This window comes from Mesorhizobium sp. B263B2A, from assembly GCF_020165775.1.
Lineage (GTDB): Bacteria > Pseudomonadota > Alphaproteobacteria > Rhizobiales > Rhizobiaceae > Mesorhizobium > Mesorhizobium opportunistum.
This window is the reverse complement of record NZ_JAIUIU010000002.1, coordinates 371413-391508: the sequence shown is the minus strand read 5'-3', so window position 1 is coordinate 391508 and position 20096 is coordinate 371413. Positions and strand designations below refer to the sequence as shown.

General features: G+C 59.1%; 17 protein-coding genes. 11 read left to right on the top strand and 6 right to left on the bottom strand.

Going from position 1 to position 20096, the window contains the following annotated elements; translation table 11 throughout:
• Positions 1–429: 429 nt before the first annotated feature.
• The 8 genes from LB568_RS07200 (at position 430) to LB568_RS07165 (ending at position 9228) form a co-directional block, all read left to right on the top strand.
• Positions 430–1890, top strand: a complete 1461-nt coding sequence (locus LB568_RS07200; RefSeq protein ID WP_224655862.1) for an ABC transporter substrate-binding protein — start codon at positions 430–432, stop codon at positions 1888–1890.
• A gap of 62 nt (positions 1891–1952) precedes the next feature.
• Positions 1953–2909, top strand: a complete 957-nt coding sequence (locus LB568_RS07195) for a carbohydrate ABC transporter permease (protein ID WP_084016024.1) — start codon at positions 1953–1955, stop codon at positions 2907–2909.
• A gap of 11 nt (positions 2910–2920) precedes the next feature.
• Positions 2921–3781, top strand: coding sequence for a carbohydrate ABC transporter permease (locus tag LB568_RS07190; RefSeq protein WP_064994671.1), 861 nt, complete (start codon positions 2921–2923; stop codon positions 3779–3781).
• Positions 3778–4719, top strand: a complete 942-nt coding sequence (locus tag LB568_RS07185) for a ribokinase (RefSeq protein WP_064994672.1) — start codon at positions 3778–3780, stop codon at positions 4717–4719. The genes LB568_RS07190 and LB568_RS07185 overlap by 4 nt, the downstream gene beginning before the upstream one ends.
• The gene (locus LB568_RS07180) at positions 4716–5489 is read left to right on the top strand and encodes an SDR family NAD(P)-dependent oxidoreductase (RefSeq protein ID WP_064994673.1); all 774 of its coding nucleotides are present in this window, start codon (positions 4716–4718) and stop codon (positions 5487–5489) included. The genes LB568_RS07185 and LB568_RS07180 overlap by 4 nt, the downstream gene beginning before the upstream one ends.
• Positions 5482–6276, top strand: a complete 795-nt coding sequence (locus LB568_RS07175; RefSeq protein ID WP_064994674.1) for an HAD-IIA family hydrolase — start codon at positions 5482–5484, stop codon at positions 6274–6276. Before LB568_RS07180 ends, LB568_RS07175 begins: the two co-directional genes overlap by 8 nt.
• A 27-nt stretch (positions 6277–6303) precedes the next feature.
• Positions 6304–7419, top strand: a complete 1116-nt coding sequence (locus LB568_RS07170; protein ID WP_064994675.1) for an ABC transporter ATP-binding protein — start codon at positions 6304–6306, stop codon at positions 7417–7419.
• A 39-nt stretch (positions 7420–7458) separates the two neighbouring features.
• Positions 7459–9228, top strand: a complete 1770-nt coding sequence (locus tag LB568_RS07165; RefSeq protein WP_064994676.1) for a phosphoenolpyruvate hydrolase family protein — start codon at positions 7459–7461, stop codon at positions 9226–9228.
• Here LB568_RS07165 and LB568_RS07160 read toward each other — a convergent pair.
• On the bottom strand, positions 9220–9675 hold the full coding sequence (locus LB568_RS07160; RefSeq protein WP_140692109.1) for a hypothetical protein: 456 nt from the start codon (positions 9673–9675) through the stop codon (positions 9220–9222). The two genes, LB568_RS07165 and LB568_RS07160, sit on opposite strands and share 9 nt — an antisense overlap.
• A gap of 336 nt (positions 9676–10011) precedes the next feature.
• Here LB568_RS07160 and LB568_RS07155 point away from each other — a divergent pair, with 336 nt between their 5' ends.
• Genes LB568_RS07155 through LB568_RS07145 form a run of 3 tightly spaced genes read left to right on the top strand, consistent with a single transcriptional unit; the run spans position 10012 to position 13746 of the window.
• Entirely contained in the window at positions 10012–11163 is a 1152-nt protein-coding gene (locus tag LB568_RS07155; RefSeq protein WP_245322047.1) for a Tm-1-like ATP-binding domain-containing protein, read from the top strand.
• On the top strand, positions 11150–11983 hold the full coding sequence (locus LB568_RS07150) for a phosphoenolpyruvate hydrolase family protein (protein ID WP_064994677.1): 834 nt from the start codon (positions 11150–11152) through the stop codon (positions 11981–11983). Before LB568_RS07155 ends, LB568_RS07150 begins: the two co-directional genes overlap by 14 nt.
• A gap of 20 nt (positions 11984–12003) precedes the next feature.
• Positions 12004–13746 carry an FAD-dependent oxidoreductase gene (locus tag LB568_RS07145; RefSeq protein WP_064994678.1) on the top strand — a complete coding sequence of 581 codons (1743 nt, stop codon included), beginning with the start codon at positions 12004–12006 and terminating at the stop codon, positions 13744–13746.
• Positions 13747–13889: 143 nt separating this feature from the next.
• On the opposite strand, the gene LB568_RS07140 is transcribed toward LB568_RS07145, so the two are convergent.
• The 5 genes from LB568_RS07140 to LB568_RS07120 all read right to left on the bottom strand — a co-directional run bounded on the left by LB568_RS07140 (position 13890) and on the right by LB568_RS07120 (position 20086).
• Complete coding sequence (locus LB568_RS07140) at positions 13890–14570, bottom strand: HAD family hydrolase (protein ID WP_064994679.1); 681 nt, start codon at positions 14568–14570, stop codon at positions 13890–13892.
• Positions 14571–14593: 23 nt separating this feature from the next.
• Complete coding sequence (locus LB568_RS07135) at positions 14594–16174, bottom strand: hypothetical protein (RefSeq protein ID WP_224655860.1); 1581 nt, start codon at positions 16172–16174, stop codon at positions 14594–14596.
• Between the two features lie 1121 nt (positions 16175–17295).
• The gene (locus LB568_RS07130; protein ID WP_224729700.1) at positions 17296–18645 is read right to left on the bottom strand and encodes a tyrosine-type recombinase/integrase; all 1350 of its coding nucleotides are present in this window, start codon (positions 18643–18645) and stop codon (positions 17296–17298) included.
• Positions 18646–18657: 12 nt separating this feature from the next.
• Positions 18658–18906: a hypothetical protein gene (locus LB568_RS07125; protein WP_140572067.1), complete on the bottom strand. Its 249-nt coding sequence runs from the start codon at positions 18904–18906 to the stop codon at positions 18658–18660.
• 784 nt (positions 18907–19690) lie between these two features.
• Entirely contained in the window at positions 19691–20086 is a 396-nt protein-coding gene (locus LB568_RS07120) for a tautomerase family protein (protein WP_224729699.1), read from the bottom strand.
• Between the last annotated feature and the right edge of the window lie 10 nt (positions 20087–20096).

Genomic DNA, 20096 nt, shown 5'->3' with positions numbered 1-20096 from the left:
TTGAGTTTGCTTCTCCCGTTTGACCATTTGCATACCAAGGGCTCCTTCGGGCCAATGATCGCGCATCTGCTTCAATCTGAGTATAGCTCTCAACTACGATCGCATCGTCTCGTTTGACCAACCGGCGAGCTTTGCGATGGTCGAAAAGCCTAGGTCTTGCTCAGGAGCACACCCACTTCGCGAGCCTCAATGACAGTTTATTACGCGCCGATCCGCAAGAATGAACGGCGGCAATGGGGTACCTCCCTACGGCCTGCTGGTAGTTGTCGTCACCGGGCAGCGTCCCGATCGCACGGAAGGGCGCGGGCAAAGACCAGCACCACGGAGGCAGTATTCCTGATGGGGATACTGCAACACCTTTAGATTCCGGTTACCCGTTTTTACCCAGTTCGCCTGGTGCATTCAGAGCGAGGTATTTGGAAATCGCTTATGGTGGCTTTGGGCGAACTCGGGATGGAGGAGTGGACCCAGAAATTGGCAAAATGCCCCAGGGAGGATTACATGGGTCGCTCATTCGCCGTACTCTTTACAGGTGCCCGTCGCTACGCAAACAGCTTGCTTTTGACTTCAGCGTTTTTTGCCGTCTCGGCATCGCTCTCCAATTCGGCCGCTGCCGAAACCATGAACTGGCGCCAATTCGAAGGGACCAGCATAACTTGGGCCTACGACATCCACCCGTATGCCGATGCTCTGGCCGCGCAACTTCCCGAGTTTGAGAAGCTGACCGGCATCAAGGTCACGCCGGAACTGTACCCGGACGACTCCTACTGGAGCAAGATGACGATCCAACTGACGACGAAGTCGCCAGCATGGGATGTGTTCGGCACTGGCATTCAGCCCGCGTGGGACCTCGCTCCGAGTGGCGCTCTGGAGCCGCTGGACAAATACCTCGGCGATCCGAAGCTTACCGATGCTGGATATGACTTCAACGACTTCTTCCCGAGCCTACGCTCGGCGCTTACCTGGAAGCTGGAAGATGGCCAAGTCGCAACGGGGGATGGTGGCCAAATCTGGGCAATCCCGCACGCATTTGAGAACATCCAGCTGTTCTACCGCAAGGATATCTTGGACAAATACAACATCGCGGTTCCGACGACTCCGCCGGAAATGGCAAACGCGTGCGAAGAACTCAAAGCCGCCGATCCTTCCATCACGCCGTTGGGCGTCCGAGGCGTGCGTTTCTGGAGCAGTATCCACACCGCCGCAGTCTCGATCGCCCGCTCTTACGGTGTCCACGATTTCGTCGTCAAGGACGGCAAGCTCGACACGGGACTGGATTCGCCGGAATCGATCGCGTTCCACAAGGATTACGTGGACATGATCAAAAAGTGCGCGGCTCCTTCCTTCGCCAATGATAACTGGTACCAGGTCGTGGACGGCATCTCGTCTGGCCGCACCGCGATGGCGATCGACTCAAACATGTTCGGCTTCTGGAACGATGTTGCGGGAAAGCCGGCATCCGGCAAGATCGCCTTCGCTCCGCCGCTTCGCGCACCGAACGCCACGAGCTTCGATTCCAACATCTGGATCTGGGCTCTCGCCATGAACGCGGCTTCCGAAAAGAAGGGCGCGGCCTGGCTGTTCATGCAGTGGGCCACCTCCAAGCAGGTGGCCCTCAAGGGTGCCGTTGCCGGCCAGCTCGTCAATCCGCCGCGCACGTCGACCTGGCAGGACGAGACCTGGACTAAGTACGCTTCGCAGCCCGAGTTCAACAATTTCGTTGACAGCTTCAAAAAGACACAGGACCACGCCGCGCTGGCTTTCACACCGCGTGTCGGCTTCGGCGAAGCTATGAACGCATGGGCTGTGGCGATGCAGAAGATGGTAAACGGCGATGACGTCGAGACAACGTTGAGGGCGCTTGCCGAAGAAATCCGCGCTGGTCTCTGATCAAAAGGAACAGGGCAGTATTATTGCACTGCCCTGTTCCCGCCAACGACGGAGACCACGCCGTGTCATCCCAAGCACTTAAACCCATCGTGCCGGTGGCAGCCGAAGGACCTGGCGCGTGCGCTTCGTCCGGTTCGGATTCGCTGGAGGGGCGTTCCATCGACTGGTTCAGCCTTGCAATCATTCTTCCTGCCGTCCTTATCCTGTTCGGCTTCCTTCTTCTGTTCTTCTATGGTGTCTACCAATCTCTGACTGACCTTCGCCTGGGCAGGCCGATCGCTAAGTTCGTCGGCTTCGCCAACTTTATAGCGCTCGGCAGGACGGCTGATTTCTGGAACAGTGTTCGCGTCACCGTAACTTACGCGCTCTCGTCGGTCGTGATGGAGGCTCTGCTGGGCCTAGCAGTCGCGAAACTGTTCGCCTCCGGCGTGTTCATGGCCAGGGCTTTGCGTCCGGTCATCCTACTTCCCCTCGTCCTTCCACCCATGAGTGTCGCGTTGATGTGGACGACGATGATGAACCCGCAGAGCGGCATCATGAACTATCTTTTGTCCCTGATCGGGCTGGCGCCTTTCGCCTGGATTTCGGATACCAGGACCGCACTGCTTTCGGTGATAATGATTGATGTCTGGACCTACACCCCATTCTTCGCGCTCATCATCTTCGCAGGGCTCCAGGGCATCACGGACGATATTCGCGAGGCCGCCCGCATCAACGGCGGGAAGGCATGGGCCACATTTGTCAACATCGAGCTGCCGCTGGTCGCGCCCCACATCCTGATCGCCGCGATCTTTCGGCTTATCGAGTCCCTGAACCAGTTTGACATCATCTTCGGAACCACGCAGGGCGGTCCGGGAAACTCGACCTCGGCGCTTTCCGTGCAAGCCTACATCACGGCTTTTCAGAACCTTACATTCGGCCGCGGCGCGGCCTTGATGGTCGTCAACTGGCTCATCGTGTTGATCGGCGCGTTCTTTACCGTGAAACTCTGGCGGGCGGTTCGCCGCCGCGTGCAATAGGAGCCAGACCCATGGATTTCACGCGCTCCCTCACGACCAGGATCGTGCTCAACGCAATGGTTCTGATCTGCGTCGCCGTGCTCGCATTTCCGCTCGTGTGGATCGTCATGATGGCGTTGAAGCAGCAGAGCGACGTCATGGCCTGGCCTCCGAGCTTCGTCTTCACTCCCACAATGGACAATTTCCGCGTCCTGTTCGATGCGGCCCAGGCGGGCGCCACGAGCTATGGAACCATCAAGGTCGACTTCCTCAAACCCGTGATAAACAGCGTCGTCATCGCCCTCGGCGCAGTTGTGGTTTCGCTGATCGCGGGAGTCCCTGCCGGCTATGTATTGGCCAGACGCGACATCCCCTACAAGGAAGACATCGCGTTCTTCATCCTTGGGTTTCGCTTCGCTCCCGTTCTCTTGGTGGTGATCCCGCTCTTTAGCTTGTTTCAGTCCCTGGGCCTTTATGACACCTATATAGGCATGATCTGGGTCTACCAGGTCGTGACGCTGCCGATGATCGTCTGGCTGACACGATCCTATGTCGAGGACATCCCGAAAGACATCGAGGAGGCTGCGGCAATCGACGGCGCGAAACCGTTTCGTGTCGTCCTGCACATAGTCCTTCCGTTGCTGAAGCCCGGCCTCATCGGCGCGTCCCTGCTGGTATTCCTCCTTGCCTGGCACAACTTCGCGCTCGGACTGATGCTGAGTTCAACCAAGGCGCCTGTCACCGTCGCGCTGCTGAAACTCCTCAATCCCGGTATCCAATTCTATCCCGTCATGGCCGCCGGGCTGGTCGTTACCATGATCGTGCCGGTTATCCTGATCGTCATAGGACAGCGCCATCTTGAGCGCGGGCTGACCTTCGGAGCTGTTAAATGAACCCTTGCCCCCTGATCTTCTTTGGCACCACGAATCTCGACTTGTGCTTCAATGTGGAACGGCTACCCACGATAGGTGAAAGCTTGATCGGCTCTCTTGTCCGTCACCCCGGAGGCAAGGGTGCCAATCAAGCCGTGGCCGCGGCGAAGCTTGGCATGCGGCCAAAGTTCTTCACGCGCCTCGGCGATGATGAGGCGGGAGACGTCTTAATGCGCGCCCTGTCAGACGCCGGGGTCCTGACCGAGGCGGTCCAGATCGCGTCGGGCGAGGCCTCGGGGTCAGCGCTCGTCATGGTGGCAGACGACGGTAGCAACATGATCATCATCGATCCTGGCGCAAACGCGAATGTCACCGCGGCCGTGATCGACGAAGTCGCGCATCACATAGAGCCCAGGTCCATCGTGGTCGCCGAAATGGGCCTCCCCGTGAATGCGCTGGAGCGGCTTTTCGCGCTGAAGCCCAGGCTCGGCTTTCGCCTTATCTTCAATCCGGCCCCCGTGCGCACCGGGCTCTCTCGCAAGGCCTGGTCCCAGGTCGATTTCGTCACCCCCAACGAGTCAGAGACCTTCGAACTCACAGGAGTGGAAGTCGTCGATCCACAGAGCGCAGCCCGAGCTGCGACGATTCTACTCGAACTGGGGGCCAGGGCAGCCCTCATTACCCTGGGAGAGCGCGGGGCGTTCTATTCGAACGGCGAGGAAAGCTTTCTCCTTCCTTCGTTCCCTGTGGTCGTGGTGGATGCCACGGCGGCAGGCGATGCTTTCAACGGAGGGTTCGCGGCAGCGCTCGCCAGGAATGTGCCTGTCCGCGAAGCGGTCCGCCAGGCCATGGCCGTTGCGGCGCTCTGCGTCACGAGAAGGGGCGCACAGCCGTCAATGCCCACCGCCGCAGCTGTCGACGAGTTCCTGAACCACAGAACATTACTGGAGATACGATGACATCACCAATTTTCACGATGTCCGGCAAGACGGTTCTCGTCACCGGCGCGGGCGGCGGTATCGGTGCCGCCATCGTCAACGCCTTTCTGGCGAGCGGTGCCAATGTCGTGGCGACCGATGCGAGCAGTGAGGCGCTCACCCGGACCTACGGCATGGTTGAAGCCAACGGCCAACCGCTCACGCTCGCCATGGACGTGACGAGCGAACAGGACATCGTCCGCGTCCTCGACATCGTCGCCGAGCGCTTCGGACGACTGGATGTTCTCGTCAACAACGCCGGGATCAAATCGGCGGAGTCGCTTCTTTGCGGCGACAAGGCCAAGATCGACCGCACGATGCTGATTAATTCTGACGCGGTGCTCCTCTGCTCCAAGTCGGTCGTGCAACGATTTCTTCGTGACGGCGGCGGACGCATCGTCAACATCGGATCATCCCTGTCGTCGCAGGGCGCCGTATTCAACTATCAGGCAGGCGGAGCCGACTACTGTTTCTCCAAGGCCGTAGTCCACGATCTCACAAAACTTCTCGCCTATGAATGCGCACCCATGGGCGTCAACGTGAATGCCGTCGCGCCGGGCATAATTGATACGCCCATGCATGGCCGCCCAAAGGAGGAGACCGAAGCAAGGCATGCGGGTCGCATCCCGCTGGGACGGGTCGGATCGCCGGAAGACGTCGCCGGACTGGCGGTGTTCCTGGCGAGCCCCGCGGCCGCCTACATTACCGGTCAGATCGTTCATGTAAACGGCGGGATGTTGATGAATGGCTGATATGGTTTCAACGCTTGCGTGGCCGCGCATAACGGGGATCGTCTCCGACCTCGACGGCGTCGTCTATCGTGGCAAGAATGCGATCGAAGATGCTGTCGAGGCATTCAAGGCCTGGCAGGCCGAGCGGATCCCATTCTGCTTCGTCACCAACAACTCGACCCACACGGCCGGCGACGTCGTCTCGAAGCTGCGCGGCTTTGGCCTGGAGGCGGGGGAGGAGAACGTCGTCACATCCGCAGTCACCGCCGCGAAGATGATCCGGCAAACCTATCCCGCGGGGACGCGGACCTATGTCATCGGAGCGCCTTCGCTGAAGAAGGCCATCACCGATGCGGAGCTCGAGATCACCGACAAGCAACCGTGCGTCGTGGTCATGGGGCTCGACCGGGAAATCACGTACGAGAAGCTCACGATCGCAGTCGACGCGATCCTCAAAGGCGCGGTGCTGATTGGAACCAATCCGGACCTCCTGCTGCCCACCCAGACCGGTTTCGAGCCCGGGGCAGGTGCCTGTCTGACCGCAGTCTCGGCTGCCGCACGTGTGAAGCCCATCATCGTGGGAAAGCCGGAAGTGCACATGATCGAAGCTGCACTATCGCAGCTCGGCACAGATCGAGCCTCGACGCTGATGATCGGCGACCAGATACCAACCGACATACAGGCCGGGAAACGCGCCGGGCTATGCTCAGTCCTGGTGACCACGGGCGTTCCGCCGATCGACGATCCGTCGCTGCTGGCGCCGGATTTTACCGTATCGAGCCTGAAACAAATATTTTTGAAGCGCTGATGCGCGCCGGCACCTTGGGAGGAAATCATGGCTGAGGTTCGCCTCGAAGGGATCAGGAAGGCCTATGGCAACCTTGAGATCCTGCGCGATATCGACCTCGACATTCGGCATGGCGAGTTCGTGGTTTTTGTGGGTCCCTCCGGATCCGGCAAGTCGACATTGCTGCGCATGATCGGCGGACTGGAGAAGATCACCGGTGGAACGCTCAGGATCGACGACAAGGTGGTAAACAAGATTGATGCCGCGGACCGCAATCTAGGCATGGTCTTCCAGTCCTATGCGCTCTACCCGCATCTGTCCGTCCGCAACAATCTCGCGTTCCCGCTTAAGATGGCAAAGATGAAGAAGGACGAGATCGCCGACCGCGTCCAAGCCGCCGCCGCACTGCTCCAGATCGAGCACCTTCTCGACCGAAAACCAAGGCAGCTGTCCGGCGGACAACGTCAGCGCGTGGCGATCGGAAGGGCAATCGTCCGAGAGCCCAAGGTGTTCCTGTTCGACGAGCCGCTATCCAATCTGGATACCGAGCTGCGTGTCCAGATGCGAGTGCAGATAGCCAAGCTTCATAAGCAGCTGGGCAACACCATGATTTATGTGACGCATGATCAGGTCGAGGCGATGACCATGGCCGACAAGATCGTGATCCTAAAGGACGGGCGCATAGAACAGGTCGGGTCGCCGCACGATCTCTACCATCGGCCCGCCTCAAAGTTCGTGGCGGGTTTCATAGGGTCGCCAAGAATGAACTTTCTGCCCTGCAAGGAGAAAGGCTCCGACCAGGCAAGGACCGAGATTACCTTGAGCGATAAGATGTCCCGTTGGCTGCCGATACAGACGACATCGTCGAAAGGCGGCCGCGCGCTGACACTCGGCATCCGCCCCGACGATTTCGTGGCGCCAACCGGCATGCCGGGCGAGCTCGTCATCGAGATCGACGTCGACTTCGTTGAACATCTGGGAAGTGCGACATATCTCTATGGGACCGCTCTCGGCGACCATGTCGTCGCCCGATCGCCCAACCACCACTTTCCCGCCGGCAACGCCGGGCGGGTATCGCTCGCCGTCTCCGCTGCCGACTGTCACCTCTTCGACCCCGAAGGGAAGGCACTGACGAGGCTGGAGGCGCCCGGGAGCTGGAATTGAACATTGGATCCGCAAACGTGCTAGGATCGCGGCATTCCAATGGGAAAGCCTGAGATAACGGACTTCAAGCAAATCCTCGGCAACTCGCGTTCATTTATCCTGGGAGCCGCGATCGGCTCCGGCATGACAGCGCGGGCCGCCGAGCGCGCGGGGGCGGACTTCGTGCTAGCGCTCAACGCCGGCCGGTTCCGTGCGATGGGGGGGTCGTCTCCGGCGTCGATCTTTCCCATCCGCAACAGCAACGAATTCGTTGCCGGTTTCGCCCGCTCCGAAATCCTCAGGAGCACAAAACTCCCGGTGTTCTTCGGCGCCTGTACGTTCGACCCTCGGCTCGACCTCGATCGCTTCCTCGACAACATCACCCGATGGGGGTTTGCAGGGATCACGAATTTTCCGTCCGTGATCCATGTGGACGAGGCGCGCAGGTCGATTCTCGAGGGCTGCGGCCTCGGATATGCGCGCGAGGTCGAACTACTCATCAACGCCGCGGCGCGGGGGCTGATGACGATCGCCTACACCCGCACGCAGGCTGAGGCCCGCCGAATGGTCGAAGCGGGCGTGGGCGCGATCTGCATGAATTTTAATCTCAACCCTGCTGAAACTGCCGTGTCGTCGTCGTCCATCGGCCTGGCGGAACTCGCCGCCCGAACGGGAGACATCGCCCGGGCGGCTCACGGTATCAACAGGAATGTCGTCTGTCTGCTCGGAGGCGGCCCGATCACGAAGCCCCAGGAGTTGATGGACGTCTGCCGCGAGACAGGAACGCAGGGGTTCATAGGCGGTTCTTCCCTCGACCGGGTGCCGCTCGAAATGTCGGTGCTGGAGATGACCTCGGGGTTCAAGACCATCAACGTTCTGCGGGAAAAGGTCGATCTTATGGAGCGGCAGCTCCAGCTGAACGGCTACCGCCATGGCGTGATCGCGCAATCGGCGTTGATGAATCAGGCGCTTGACGCGGCAAAGCGTCTTTCGACGGGCACGAACCCGGTTCTGATCGTCGGCGAACCGGGCACGGGGAAGCGTCGCGTCGCGTCCCTGGTGCATGCCTTCGGCGCGAGAAAGCACCGCAAGCCGGTTACCTTCCCCTGCCGCAAGGCGCCCGGCAACCAGAACGAGATGGCGCTCTTCGGCATGGAAGCGGAAAAGGACGCACGGCGCCGGCTGTCGCTGCTGGAGATGTCAACGGAGACCTCCCTGGTCATTCTTCACCTCAACACACTTTCTGAAGACGGCCAGGAGCAGCTTGCCGATTATCTGGAGCGCGGCACCTTCAGCGCCGTAAACGGCGCGGTTGCGACGCGATCGGAAGCAAAGATCATCGCCACCTGCACCGTGCCGGCCGGAGCAAGCCTGGAAGCGCTGCCCCTATCGCCACGATTGAGAAGCGTCTTCGCCGGACTGGAAATTATCCTTCCTCCCATGCGGGACCGTCTGGAAGACCTTCCTGCGCTCATCCATCATTTCACAGTGGAGACCAAGGGCGATGCGGATGCAAAGGCGCTGACGATCGAAAACTCCGCCTTTTTGGCGCTGGCCAGCCATGCCTGGCCAGGCAATGTCAGGGAGCTTCGCCATGTCGTCGAACAGCTGGCCACCTTGCCCTCGAACACGTCGATCACGGCGGAACGGGTCCTTCCGGTCCTTGGAGCCAAACCGGCAACCAAAGCGACCACTACCCTTTCGGAGAGAGAATGGATCATCGACGCCTTGCGCCGGAACAAGCTTCACCGCGGCAAAGCTGCCGCCGCGCTCGGCATTACCCGCAAAACCTTATACAACAAGATCAAGAAGCACCGCATCCTAGAATGACGTCTCAGCCTTGGCGAGCGAGGGCGCCGGCAGCGACCAAACAGGCAGTTCACTACCCGTTTCGCCCAGACGCACAAGCGACGTGATCGGCGCTATCGGACAGGAAAGGGCCGTCGCCGGTAGATAGAGCATGGCTTCCGGCTGTTTCTCGAACAGGTTCCCTGCCGCGGCTGCGTCTCGATTAGTCGATGTCAGAGCTAAGCCCAAGCCATTCTCCGCGAACCATCTCATGCGCTCCAGCTCAATTGAATTCAGATGGTCTTCGGCCCCCGCCTCCGAGCTGGTTTGTATGAGAGAGGCTGGCGGAAGGTTCACCACGCCGCAGAAACCTTTCTCCGTCAGAGCATCCGCGACGTCCTCCCAAAGCGCGAACGGGTCGATCATCAAGATCGCTGCGTAGCAACGAGCGCCTGCAACGGGCTCGATCTCGTTGAGGCCGCGCAGCAACTCGCCATTCCAGTCGCAAACGGGAAGCGTCGCGATTACAAGGGGAAACCCAGCGGGCAAGGCGCGAAGGCTCGGCGCAAACACGTAGGCGTCATCGGCGCTCGGGGCATCGGTCCAGATCGGTCGGTCTACGATTACCCACCTACCCATATTTACCCATCTCTCCTTCGGCAGCCGATTATCCAGCCTGCCCGAAGCGTTTACTAGTCCTGGGCAACAAAGCAAGAGCGGTGCCTTGGAGGGCGAAGACATGGGAGCTCAAGGTTCGACGTCCCCTCCATCCCCTGCAGGAAGGTACGGAACATCGTGATCGCAGAGACAACCGTTGATAACTCCGTGGCCATTGTCGCGACGATGGACACGAAGCAAGTCGAGGCTTCGTTCGTGGCCGACATCGTCAGGGGCGCGGGACGCAGCGTCTTATTCGTCGATGTGGGCACCTCAAAGGACGGAAGGTTCCGGTCCAATGATCCGGCGGTTCTGCTTGCGGGAATCGCGCGCGAGGCCCGCAAGTCGGTGAACGGACTTTTCGAGACCGGCAAGGTCTCCGCCGTGATTGGCATCGGCGGCGGCAAGGGGAGCGGCGTGTTCGGCGAAGTCGTCGCCGACCTGCCATACGGTTTTCCCAAGCTGCTAGTCTCCAGCGCACGCCCGGCCCTGCTTGCCGAACTGGCCGGGAAGCTGGATGTCCTGCTCTATCCCACGCTGGTCGATCTCTTCGGCGTGAACGGGTTCACTTCGCGGGTGCTTGAAAACGCGGCGCGGGCAATCGCCGCCATGCATTACCTTCCCAAAGCGAAATCACGGCGAAAGATCGTAGCCATCACGTCGTTTGGCGTGACGACCCCCGCGGCCAATGCATGCGTCCGGCTTCTTGGGGACAAGAAGATGGAGGCGATCGTTTTTCCGGCGAATGGCGCTGGCGGTCGAAAGATGGAATCGCTGGTCGACGCGGGTGAATTCGATGCCGTAATAGATCTCACCACGACCGAGCTGGCCGACGAGCTCCTGGGCGGCACCGCCAGCGCCGGACCGGATCGGCTGACTGCAGCCGGGCGGTGCGGGATTCCGCAATTGATCGCTCCCGGCGCCGTGGACATGGTAAACTTCGGTGTCCTCTCCTCGGTGCCGCCCGAGTTCGCCGAGCGCAGGCTGTACGCGCACACACCGTATACGACCCTGCTGCGCACGACGCCTGAAGAGACGAACGCGATCGGACGTCTTACGGCGCAAAAGCTGTCGGCGTCGAGAGGACCCGCGCAAGTCCTGTGGCCCTCGAAAGGTGTATCGGATTACGACCGCGAAGGCGGGCCGTTTCACGACCCCGAGGCGAACCGCGCATGGCTCTCAGGCCTGCGCGCCGCGCTTCCCGGGAACATCCCCGTCCGGGAACTCAATTGCCACATCAACGATCCCGAATTCGCAAGTGCCGCGGTCGAATGGGTACTTGACCACATTGATACGGAGACCGCCGATGAGAATGTTTGACCGCAACGAAATCCTGGCCCGGATCGCCGAGCAGTCCGTAAAAGGCGCCGCGATCCTGGCTGCCGGTAGCAGCTGCGGCCTTGTCGCCAAATGTGCCGCGCTTGGCGGTGCGGACATGCTTGTCGTCTACAGCACGGGCCTCTCGCGGCTCATGGGCCTGCCGACCAGCCGGATTGGGGATTCGAACGCGCGGACCATAGAAATGGCCGACGAGATCCGCAATGTCATCTCCGACGTTCCGGTGATTGGTGGCGTTGAAGCGTGGGACCCGGTCCGGCTCGATCTCGACAGGCTTCTCGACAAGTTTTGGGCCGCTGGCTACTCCGGCGTGATCAACTACCCGACGATTTCGACGATGGGCGACAAGTGGCGCGACCGCCGTGGCCGCGTAGGCCTTGGCTTCGCGCGCGAAGTCGAGATGATCGCCACGGCGCGGAAGAAGGACATTTTCTCAATGGCCTATGTCGCCTCAGCGAACGACGCGGCGGACATGGCCAAAGCAGGCGCGGACTGCATCGTTCCTCATGTCGGCGCCACACGTGGCGGACTGGTCGGCCATGACGAGGGTCAGGCGATCGGCGAGGCGATCGAACGGATTAACCGGATCAACAACGCGGCGCGCACTGTCCGCGGCGACGTCATCCTTCTTGCCCATGGCGGCGCGATAGCCGAACCGCAGGACACCGAAGAAGTCTACAGGTCCACCGATTGCATCGGCTTTGTCGGCGCGTCCTCGATCGAGCGCATTCCGATCGAGCGGGCCGTGAAATCGGCTGCCGAAGCCTTCAAGGCCGTCCCCCTGAACCGCAAGAAACCCTAAGCACGACTGCCGAGGAATCCATGGCCGACACTGTAACCCCACTCGTGACCAAGCAGGAGGACCCCACACACTGGGACGCGGCCTACGACATGGTCGCGATTGGAAGCGGCGCGGCGGGCTTGTCTGCGGCCCTTTATGCTTCCCAGTCGGGACTAAGTGTGCTGGTGACCGAAAAATCCCCAAAGCTGGGCGGCACGACCGCCCTGTCGAACGGAATGATATGGGTACCCTGCTCGCCGCAGGCCTTAGCTGCGAAGGTCGAAGACAGCATCGACAATGCTCGCACGTATCTGAAGGGAGAACTCGGGAATTACTACCGGAAGGAGTTCGTCGAAGCCTATCTGGCGGATGGACCCGAGGCACTCATCGAGATCCAGAAGCACTCCGAGGTCAGGTTCACGCTCGCCGCGGCTCCCGATTACCACTCAAGCCGGCCCGGCGGGATGAACTCAGGCCGCGCGTTGAGCCCCGCTCCGTACGATGGCCGCCTGCTGGACAAGGACTTCGATCTGGTTGGCGATCCCATTCGCGTGGTTCTCGGAGGCATGATGATCTCTTCCGGCGAGGTTGGAAGATTCCTCAATCCCTTCAAGTCGGGGGATTCCACGAAGCATGTCCTGAGGCGCCTGGGGCGCTACATCGGCGACCGGATGCGCTACAGGCGCGGCACCGAGTTCAGCGGCGGAAACGCATTGATTGCGAGGTTCATCAAGAGCCTGAGACAGCTGCAGGTGGATATCTGGACCAGCGCGCCAGCCACCGGACTGATCATAGATCAGGGCAAGGTGGTTGGGGCGGTCATACGCAAGGACGGCAGGGACATGCGCGTGCGGGCAACTCACGGCGTTGTGCTCGCAACCGGGGGGTTCCCCCATGATGCCGGACTTCGCAGTGCTCTCAGCGGCGATCACCAGCATGACCAAAGCCTGGCCCATGCGGACGCCACGGGCGACGGCATCAAGATTGGACTGCAAGCGGGCGGCAAGATCGACAACGAGGTCGCGAGTGCCGGCTTCTGGACACCCGTGTCGCTGCTGCGCGAGAAAGGCGGGCGAATGCAGACGGTTCCTTACGGCTGGCTGGACCGCGGCCGCCCTGGCGTGATCGCCGTCGGCCCGGACGCGCGGCGTTTCGTCAACGAGTCGAACCCGTATCACGACATCTGCATGGCGATGTTCGAGAACGGCTACCCGAAGGATAAGCACTTCTACTTCATCTGCGATCATGAATTTCTCAAAAAGCGCGGAATGGGCCAAGTTCTTCCGTGGCCGTGGACCCTCAGCACGAAATCCTATGAGCGTGCCGGGTACATCCAGGTGGCGGATACCCTCGCGGCGCTGGCCGTGAAGATCGGCCTCGATCCCAAGGCGCTCGCACAGACGATTCAGGAGCATAACGAGCATGCCCGAACGGGTGTCGACCCGTATTTCCAGCGAGGTGAATCCGCGTTCAACCAAACGCTCGGTGATCCTTCCGTTGGCAAGCCGAATTCAAACCTCGGTCAAATCAAGACCCGTCCTTTTGTTGCCTTGCGGATCGTTCCAGCCACCTTGGGGACGGCTACCGGTCTTGCGACAGACACCTATAGCCGGGTGCTCGACCAGTGGGGAAAGCCGATCGATGGGTTATACGCCTGCGGCAATGACGCGACTTCAGTCATGCGAGGGGTCTATCCCGGCGCGGGCATCACAATCGGCCCTGGGATTGTGTTCGCATTCCGCGCGATCAAGTTCATCCGCGACAGCGCATTGCGCGGGCTTTGATATGCAGTTCGGTACCAGGACGTAAAAGACTGGGTCATACCAGTTCCCCATGTCTCCTGCGCCGACCAGGCCGATCTTTTGTCCTGTGTCGTACGCGTTGCGGGTGATGCCGGATCTCCGGTCAGGTCTATTGCATAACTCATTTACGCATTCCGAAAGAAGCCGTACTTTCTCAGAATGGGCAGCAGCTTGTGATGGTCATCGATGATGTAGTCTGGCTGCGCCGCCTGCAAACGTGATTCGGAAACAAATCCGCCTGTAATAGATATGCTGATCAGCCCGAGGTTACGTGCAATATCAGTTTCGATCGGCATGTCGCCAATGATGAAGGTCGACTCGGCACTCAGATTGTTCGTTTGCATGTACACGCCAAGCCGGTCGCCCTTACTCATAGATTTATATTGAGTGGCGCGGCTTTCAAATGCCAGAACCTCGGTAACACAATCGTCGATTCGGAGCCTTCGCAGTTGGGTACGAAGGGGCTCGACTATATGGTTGCTGAGAATGATGGTTGAGACAGCTTGTTGACGCGCCGTTTCCAAAATGAGGCGCGCGCCTTCGCGTAGATCGGCTTTGCTCGCCAGCGGTTCGTACATGTCGTGAAAAAAAGCGCTGTCATCGTTTTCCACTTCTGCGACCTCGCGCTCCGACATTCCAAGATTGCGGTAAAGGATAGAAAGTGGAACCTCGCACTGTTCCCGAAGAGTATGCATATCGATGGCAGCGCGACCGAAGCGGCTCAGAATAGCGTTGGTTGTTTGTAGAAATGCCTCGGCATCGTCAAGCAGGGTCCCGTTCCAATCGAATACAAGAGTAGGTTTCATTATGTGACCTCAGGCAGGCATAGTCAGGTTAAGGCGAGATTGATAGTCGATCTATTCAAATTCTTATTCGCGCGTTTTTCTCCTTCTGGAGTTGGCATGTCGAACGTAAACGGAGATAGATCAATCCCATCGGACCCTCCAGGCAGCAACGATATCAGAGCCTTAAAGGGCAGAAAGGTGATGGACGCAGCGTTGATTGATAGGGCTATTTTGCTTTCGATCATCCTGAGGATTTGCGGTTCGGTTTTATGAAAGCTAAGGCTTTCTTTCCGCTTTTTGGATGGCAGTGTTTTCCATACCTTCCAGAACGCCAGCTCGTCGATCGTCTCGATGCCCATGCCGTAGTAATTCGGTGCGACGATAGGCGGCGAACCGATCGCCCAATGCACAGCCTTCGCTCCGGCAGCATGGAGCATTGCTGTTACAGCCCGGCTTGTATCCCCCCGAATTAGTGCTTCGTCCACCATCATGACAACTCTGCCCCTAACATCGCTCTCTGCATTGACACAGTATTTCTGCGCGATAAGCGAGTTGCGAGTGCCAACGATACCTATAAGCGTCCGCTGCTGAAGTTGTGTTGCGATTACTTCACGTCGCTGGACGAAAGCGCCGTGTTTCTCGGCCAGAGACGCGAACAAGCCGTCGGCGTACGGGCCCCCGGTATGCGGCATGGAGGAAACGACAATAGGGGCAGAGCCCATCTGTGCCGCCACTTTCGGCGAAATAGTTCCACCGAGACTCGCGCCTATATTGTGCCGCGTGGCCAGGTGAGATTGACCTCGTATGGACGTTTCGAGATTTCCGATGTAAAGCGTTTCGTAGACGCAAAGCTTAGGGCTGTATCGGGTATGGCCAACGAAGCTGTCAATGCATTCTCCTGTTTTTCCATCCAAATACTTGATGTGGCCTGGCGAAACTTCCTCCGTGGTGCCTTGTAATCCGGCAAAAGCTGAATTTTCAGAAGCAAAAAGTATATCACCATCTTCCGTTTGCATAAATTCCAGCGGACGTAAACCGCTACTATTGCGGAAAGCGATCAGATTTCCTTCGCCATCTAATACAAGTGCACTCACGGCTCCATCAATCCGATCATCGATATCACGAAAGACATTTTCGTAGTTGACCGGGAGAGCATGCTGCCAAAAAGCTCTTTGGCAAATGTGCTCAATAAGCTTGAGCAGAAGCTCTGCATCCGTTTGGCCGTCGAAGCTATGCCCTCGCGCGTGCAATTCTTTCCGAAGTTCATTAGCGTTGACTAAAGCCCCATTCAACGAAAGGGCCAAATGGCGGCAGCCTGCTTTATGGTTATCAACAGGCTGGGCGACGTTGCCATCGTTTTCCAGGGAAGATGGACTTCGAATATGTGCAATCGCTACATGAGGCCTGAAATTCGCGTCCTGCCCATCGCAATCGATGGTTACCAATTCGCGTGGTGGCCGACACGACCTTATATGTCGAATTCCTTTTGCGTGCATGAACGCTGCAAGACCGAACCCAGCTTGTCCACGATTGTCAAGCTTCGGAACCATGTGCTTGAGCCGATTATAAACCGTCTGCTGTGAATGACTTGAAGGCAACACAAATGCGCCCGCAATACCGGACATCCGACTTTTCCTTCAATGCGGCTCAGCGCGAGCTCGTGGTTTGTTTCCACTTACGCAAGGCTCGTGCCAAGGTCTTGAAGGCACGCCTGACGATGCGCCACATCGTCTACGCGCCCGACGATCGGGATGTCGTCAAGCGGCCCTGATCCGGATGGTGGGACTTGCGATTCGCTGTCCTCGTCAGACGCCAGCTTAGGACTTGTCGCAGAATCGGTGGGTTTGCGGCATTAACACCGCGATTGTCGGCCACATGCGCCATCGGTCGCTTCAGGCGTGTGGTCGGAGAAATGCTGCTGGATTGCGGGATCGCGGTTTCTTATGGGACCATCCGCCGTGGCGTTCAAAAGTGTCCGGTTGAAGACGTTCATGTCTGAAGGCCGACAACAAAGCGGATGCACTCGGTTAGCTTGAATTCTTCGCAGGCAGCATGGGCGACGACAGCAATGATTACGGGGAGCGAGGGCGGTGGACCGAGGCGTGCCGGCGCGAAGAGGCAATCCGCGAATTCCTGGAGCGGTATCTACAAAGTTTGGGCGGTCAGGAACTGGACCTCAGCCCGGTCACCGCAAGCGCGGTCGACGCCAGGGACATCGCGCCCTCGACAAAGATCGAGAAGCCCTCGTGCGTCGAACGATGGAAGGCTTTTATCTCAAGCCGACACCCCCCCTTTCGCGCAGTTGGTTCGCCAAGTCCAAATCGCTTGCGCAAGCGGCCGGCCTTGCTCCACCAAACTGGCTCTCCATCAAATCCCGGGTTGAAGATGTCGATCTACGGGTGAGGGGTGTAAGCGCGAGAGCGAGGTCATCAAAGCTACAACCACGCCAGGTGCCCTTTCGGTGCCGCGGCGGCTTGAACTTGTGCAACCGATCATAGTTGACGTATTCGTTGTCGACGAAGAAACGCGTCTACCGCTCGGACGGCCTTGGCCTTGGCTGAAATTGGCGTTGGACATCTCTTCTCGCATGGTGACGGGCCTCTATCTAACCATGGAGGCGCCATCGCGAGTTTCGATAAGCCCATGCATACTGCACTCCGTGTTCGACAAGACCCCATGGTTCCAGGAGAGGGGTAGGCACTGCAGCTCTTCTGCGAGCGATTCTCCAGAAGAGCTGCTTTCACGCCTAATGTGCTGATTCTGAAGCATGGCTCTGAAACTTTCGCAAACTTAGTTGGAACGGACCAAATGGCGTCACGGGAGCATACGGAACGATATGGGAAGCTTTCCGTTTCTGGCCCACGAAAAACTCAATACAATCAACGATCTTAAGACGCCCTCCGGGCCCACCATTATCGTTATTTATCAGTGAGTTATAGGGTGGTTCGCCACGAGGTTCGCCAACAGGTTCGCCAAGCATCGGCTTGCGCGTGACCAGCCGCACGACTCGATCCATGCCCTGGACCGCCAACCGTACCTGCGATGCCTCGCGCGAATAGAGCTCCGCATGATCGATATCCTCGTGCCCGAGCACGTCCATCATCTGCCTGGTCGAGGCCTCGGCCTCCGCCAGATAAACACCGAGCGATTTCCTCAAACCATGCAGGGTAAGGCCCTTCGGAAGACCGGCAAGCTTGCACCAATGCGCCATCATTCCAGTCAAGGACTTGGCGGAGAAGGGCTGACCATAGGCGTTGACCAGGACGGTCTCGCCGCGCCTGTCAGCCGCATCCAGGATCTCGGACAGCATCGGTGTGATCGGCACGAACAGGCGTTTGCCGCCTGTTCGTCCCTTGTTCTTGCCCTGAACAATATCAAACCCGTCGAAGTGACGCTCGACGCCATCGATGAAGACACGGCGGGTGACCCTCTGGTCCCAGCGCAGGCCCGCGACGTCGCCGCGGCGGTTGCCCAGCCAAAGCGCCAATCCGTAACAAGTGCGTGCCGCAGTGCCGAGCTGCCAACGGTTTTCAAATCGCGCCATCGCCTCGCGCGACCAGGCTTTCCAGCCGGCATAGGCCGGGCGCCACTCGACTGCCGCAGTGGGGTCGATTTCAATCCAATCTTGCCGCAGTGCGACATAGACCAGCTTGCGTATGCCCACCAGCAGGTGCTTGGCCTTATGGGGTGTGGCTATGAAGCGTCCAAGCAGCTCCTCAACATGGATACGTCTAAGGTTCTTAACCGGTACGTCGCGCCAGATAAGGGGGTGATCTGGGACCACCCGCAGTTCTAGAAACTCTTCAATCAGCCGCATGTTCTTGCGTTTGCTGGCTTCGTCAAGCGCCAACCACTTGACCGAGATCTTCAATCGTTGAAAGGCCGCTCCAAATGTGCCGGGCAGGGCGGCTCCAGGCATTTGGACGACAGGGGCCTTGGGGACTTTCCGGCCTTCGACCGCTGCCTGGTACGCGTCCTTGAATCCCGGCTGATTGGGAGCAGGCAGACTAACCGCACGCTCTTTCGTCCGATAGCGCCACCGCAGCTTGCCGTGGCGATCAGTGTAGGAGGAGAGGCCGGGATATTTGTCGGTCATGGCAGAATGAATCTATTCCCTGCGATGATTCCCTTGCAACAGGAAGTCGACGATATTCTCGTCATCGTCTCCGGGCAGCGCGGTAAAAGCCGCTTCGAGTTTGAGCCGATCCCATATTATGCGGCCGTCAACTTTCTTCGGCTTCGGCATGCGGCGGTCAGCAACCATTTGGTCGAATTTGGTTATGCCCACGCCAACATATCGAGCCGCTTCTTCGCGTGGGAGACCCCGAGGAGGATAGGAAAGGGTGTCGCTTTTCATGACCTCGCTCCCGCCCTTGTGCGCGGATTTCCGTTCCGAGATCAGGATCTAGATTGTATCAGTCACCGTCGAAAGGGCGCCGATCAAGCTGTGCGGCAAATTGCGGCCAGGACGTATAAATGGGATGGTTGTGCGAGTTCGGAGGGCGAGTCCAGAGAGCTCTACCGCCTTTCCCCCCGACTCAGCCTCGCCGCGTTTTGCACTTCGTTGCCGCGTAGGCGTAGTCACTTAGCTCACAGCTGGCATCATGTGACGGCGCTTCGTCGCGTCATCCAGGACGACGCTCCTGTCTAGGTGATTATTGACGTCCTAGAAATGTGCCCCGCCATGTTGGAAGGTCCTAATTCGAGCGATGCAGGCGCAGAAGCGACACTGCCATCGAAAGCCTGGGACAGCTTGCGGCCTGGCCCGTCAGGCCAGTTTGGGTCCTCTCTTCTTTCGACCTCGGTGATGAATTCCTCGGCCGCCATGGAGTATTTCCCAGGCCTTCTGCGGATCGGCTTCGATCAGTCCAGGAAAGACCTTGCGCATGCTGCCTGAGCGCCTGCGGTCGAGGTCATGCCTTCGATTCTTCTTCTTGCGATTTCGACACGGTCCGATTGGCGCTCGTGAGTTCGACGACAATGCTCAGCATCAACCTTGTGCCTTGAGCCATTTCGGTCTCGGCTTCCGGGAAAGCCTTGTTGTTGCAGCGACCATCACCTGGACCGTCGGCGAACTCGGCGCGTAGCGGGTGCAGATAGACCGCCGCTATCGGCCCGTCACGTCGTCCCAACGGCGTGTATCAGCTACTGGCTTCGTTCTCGGACCAGTCATCGCTGAGACCGCCGAGCATCGGGTGGTACATTTCGTCCCCCGCATGCTGCGTGAACTCGACATTGACTTCGTTGATCATTAGCTTGAGGCTCTCCATGCAGGCGCGGACTAGAGCCTCCGCGAGCATGGCACGCTGCTCGGCCGGGCGTCCGCGACGGATGTCACACATGAGCAAAGCGGCGGGGTAGGGCTCCTCTCCGGTGCATCGCCATAGTCCGCCCTCGCCCAATTCGCGAATCGCGATCGAAATGCGCCGCACGTCGGCCTGCATGATGCGGCTATAAATCTCGCCCAATTGACGTGCGAGTTCACGTTTGACGTCGGTCGGGTAAGCCCGTGAGACATCGAGTTGTAGATAGGGCACCGGGTTTCTC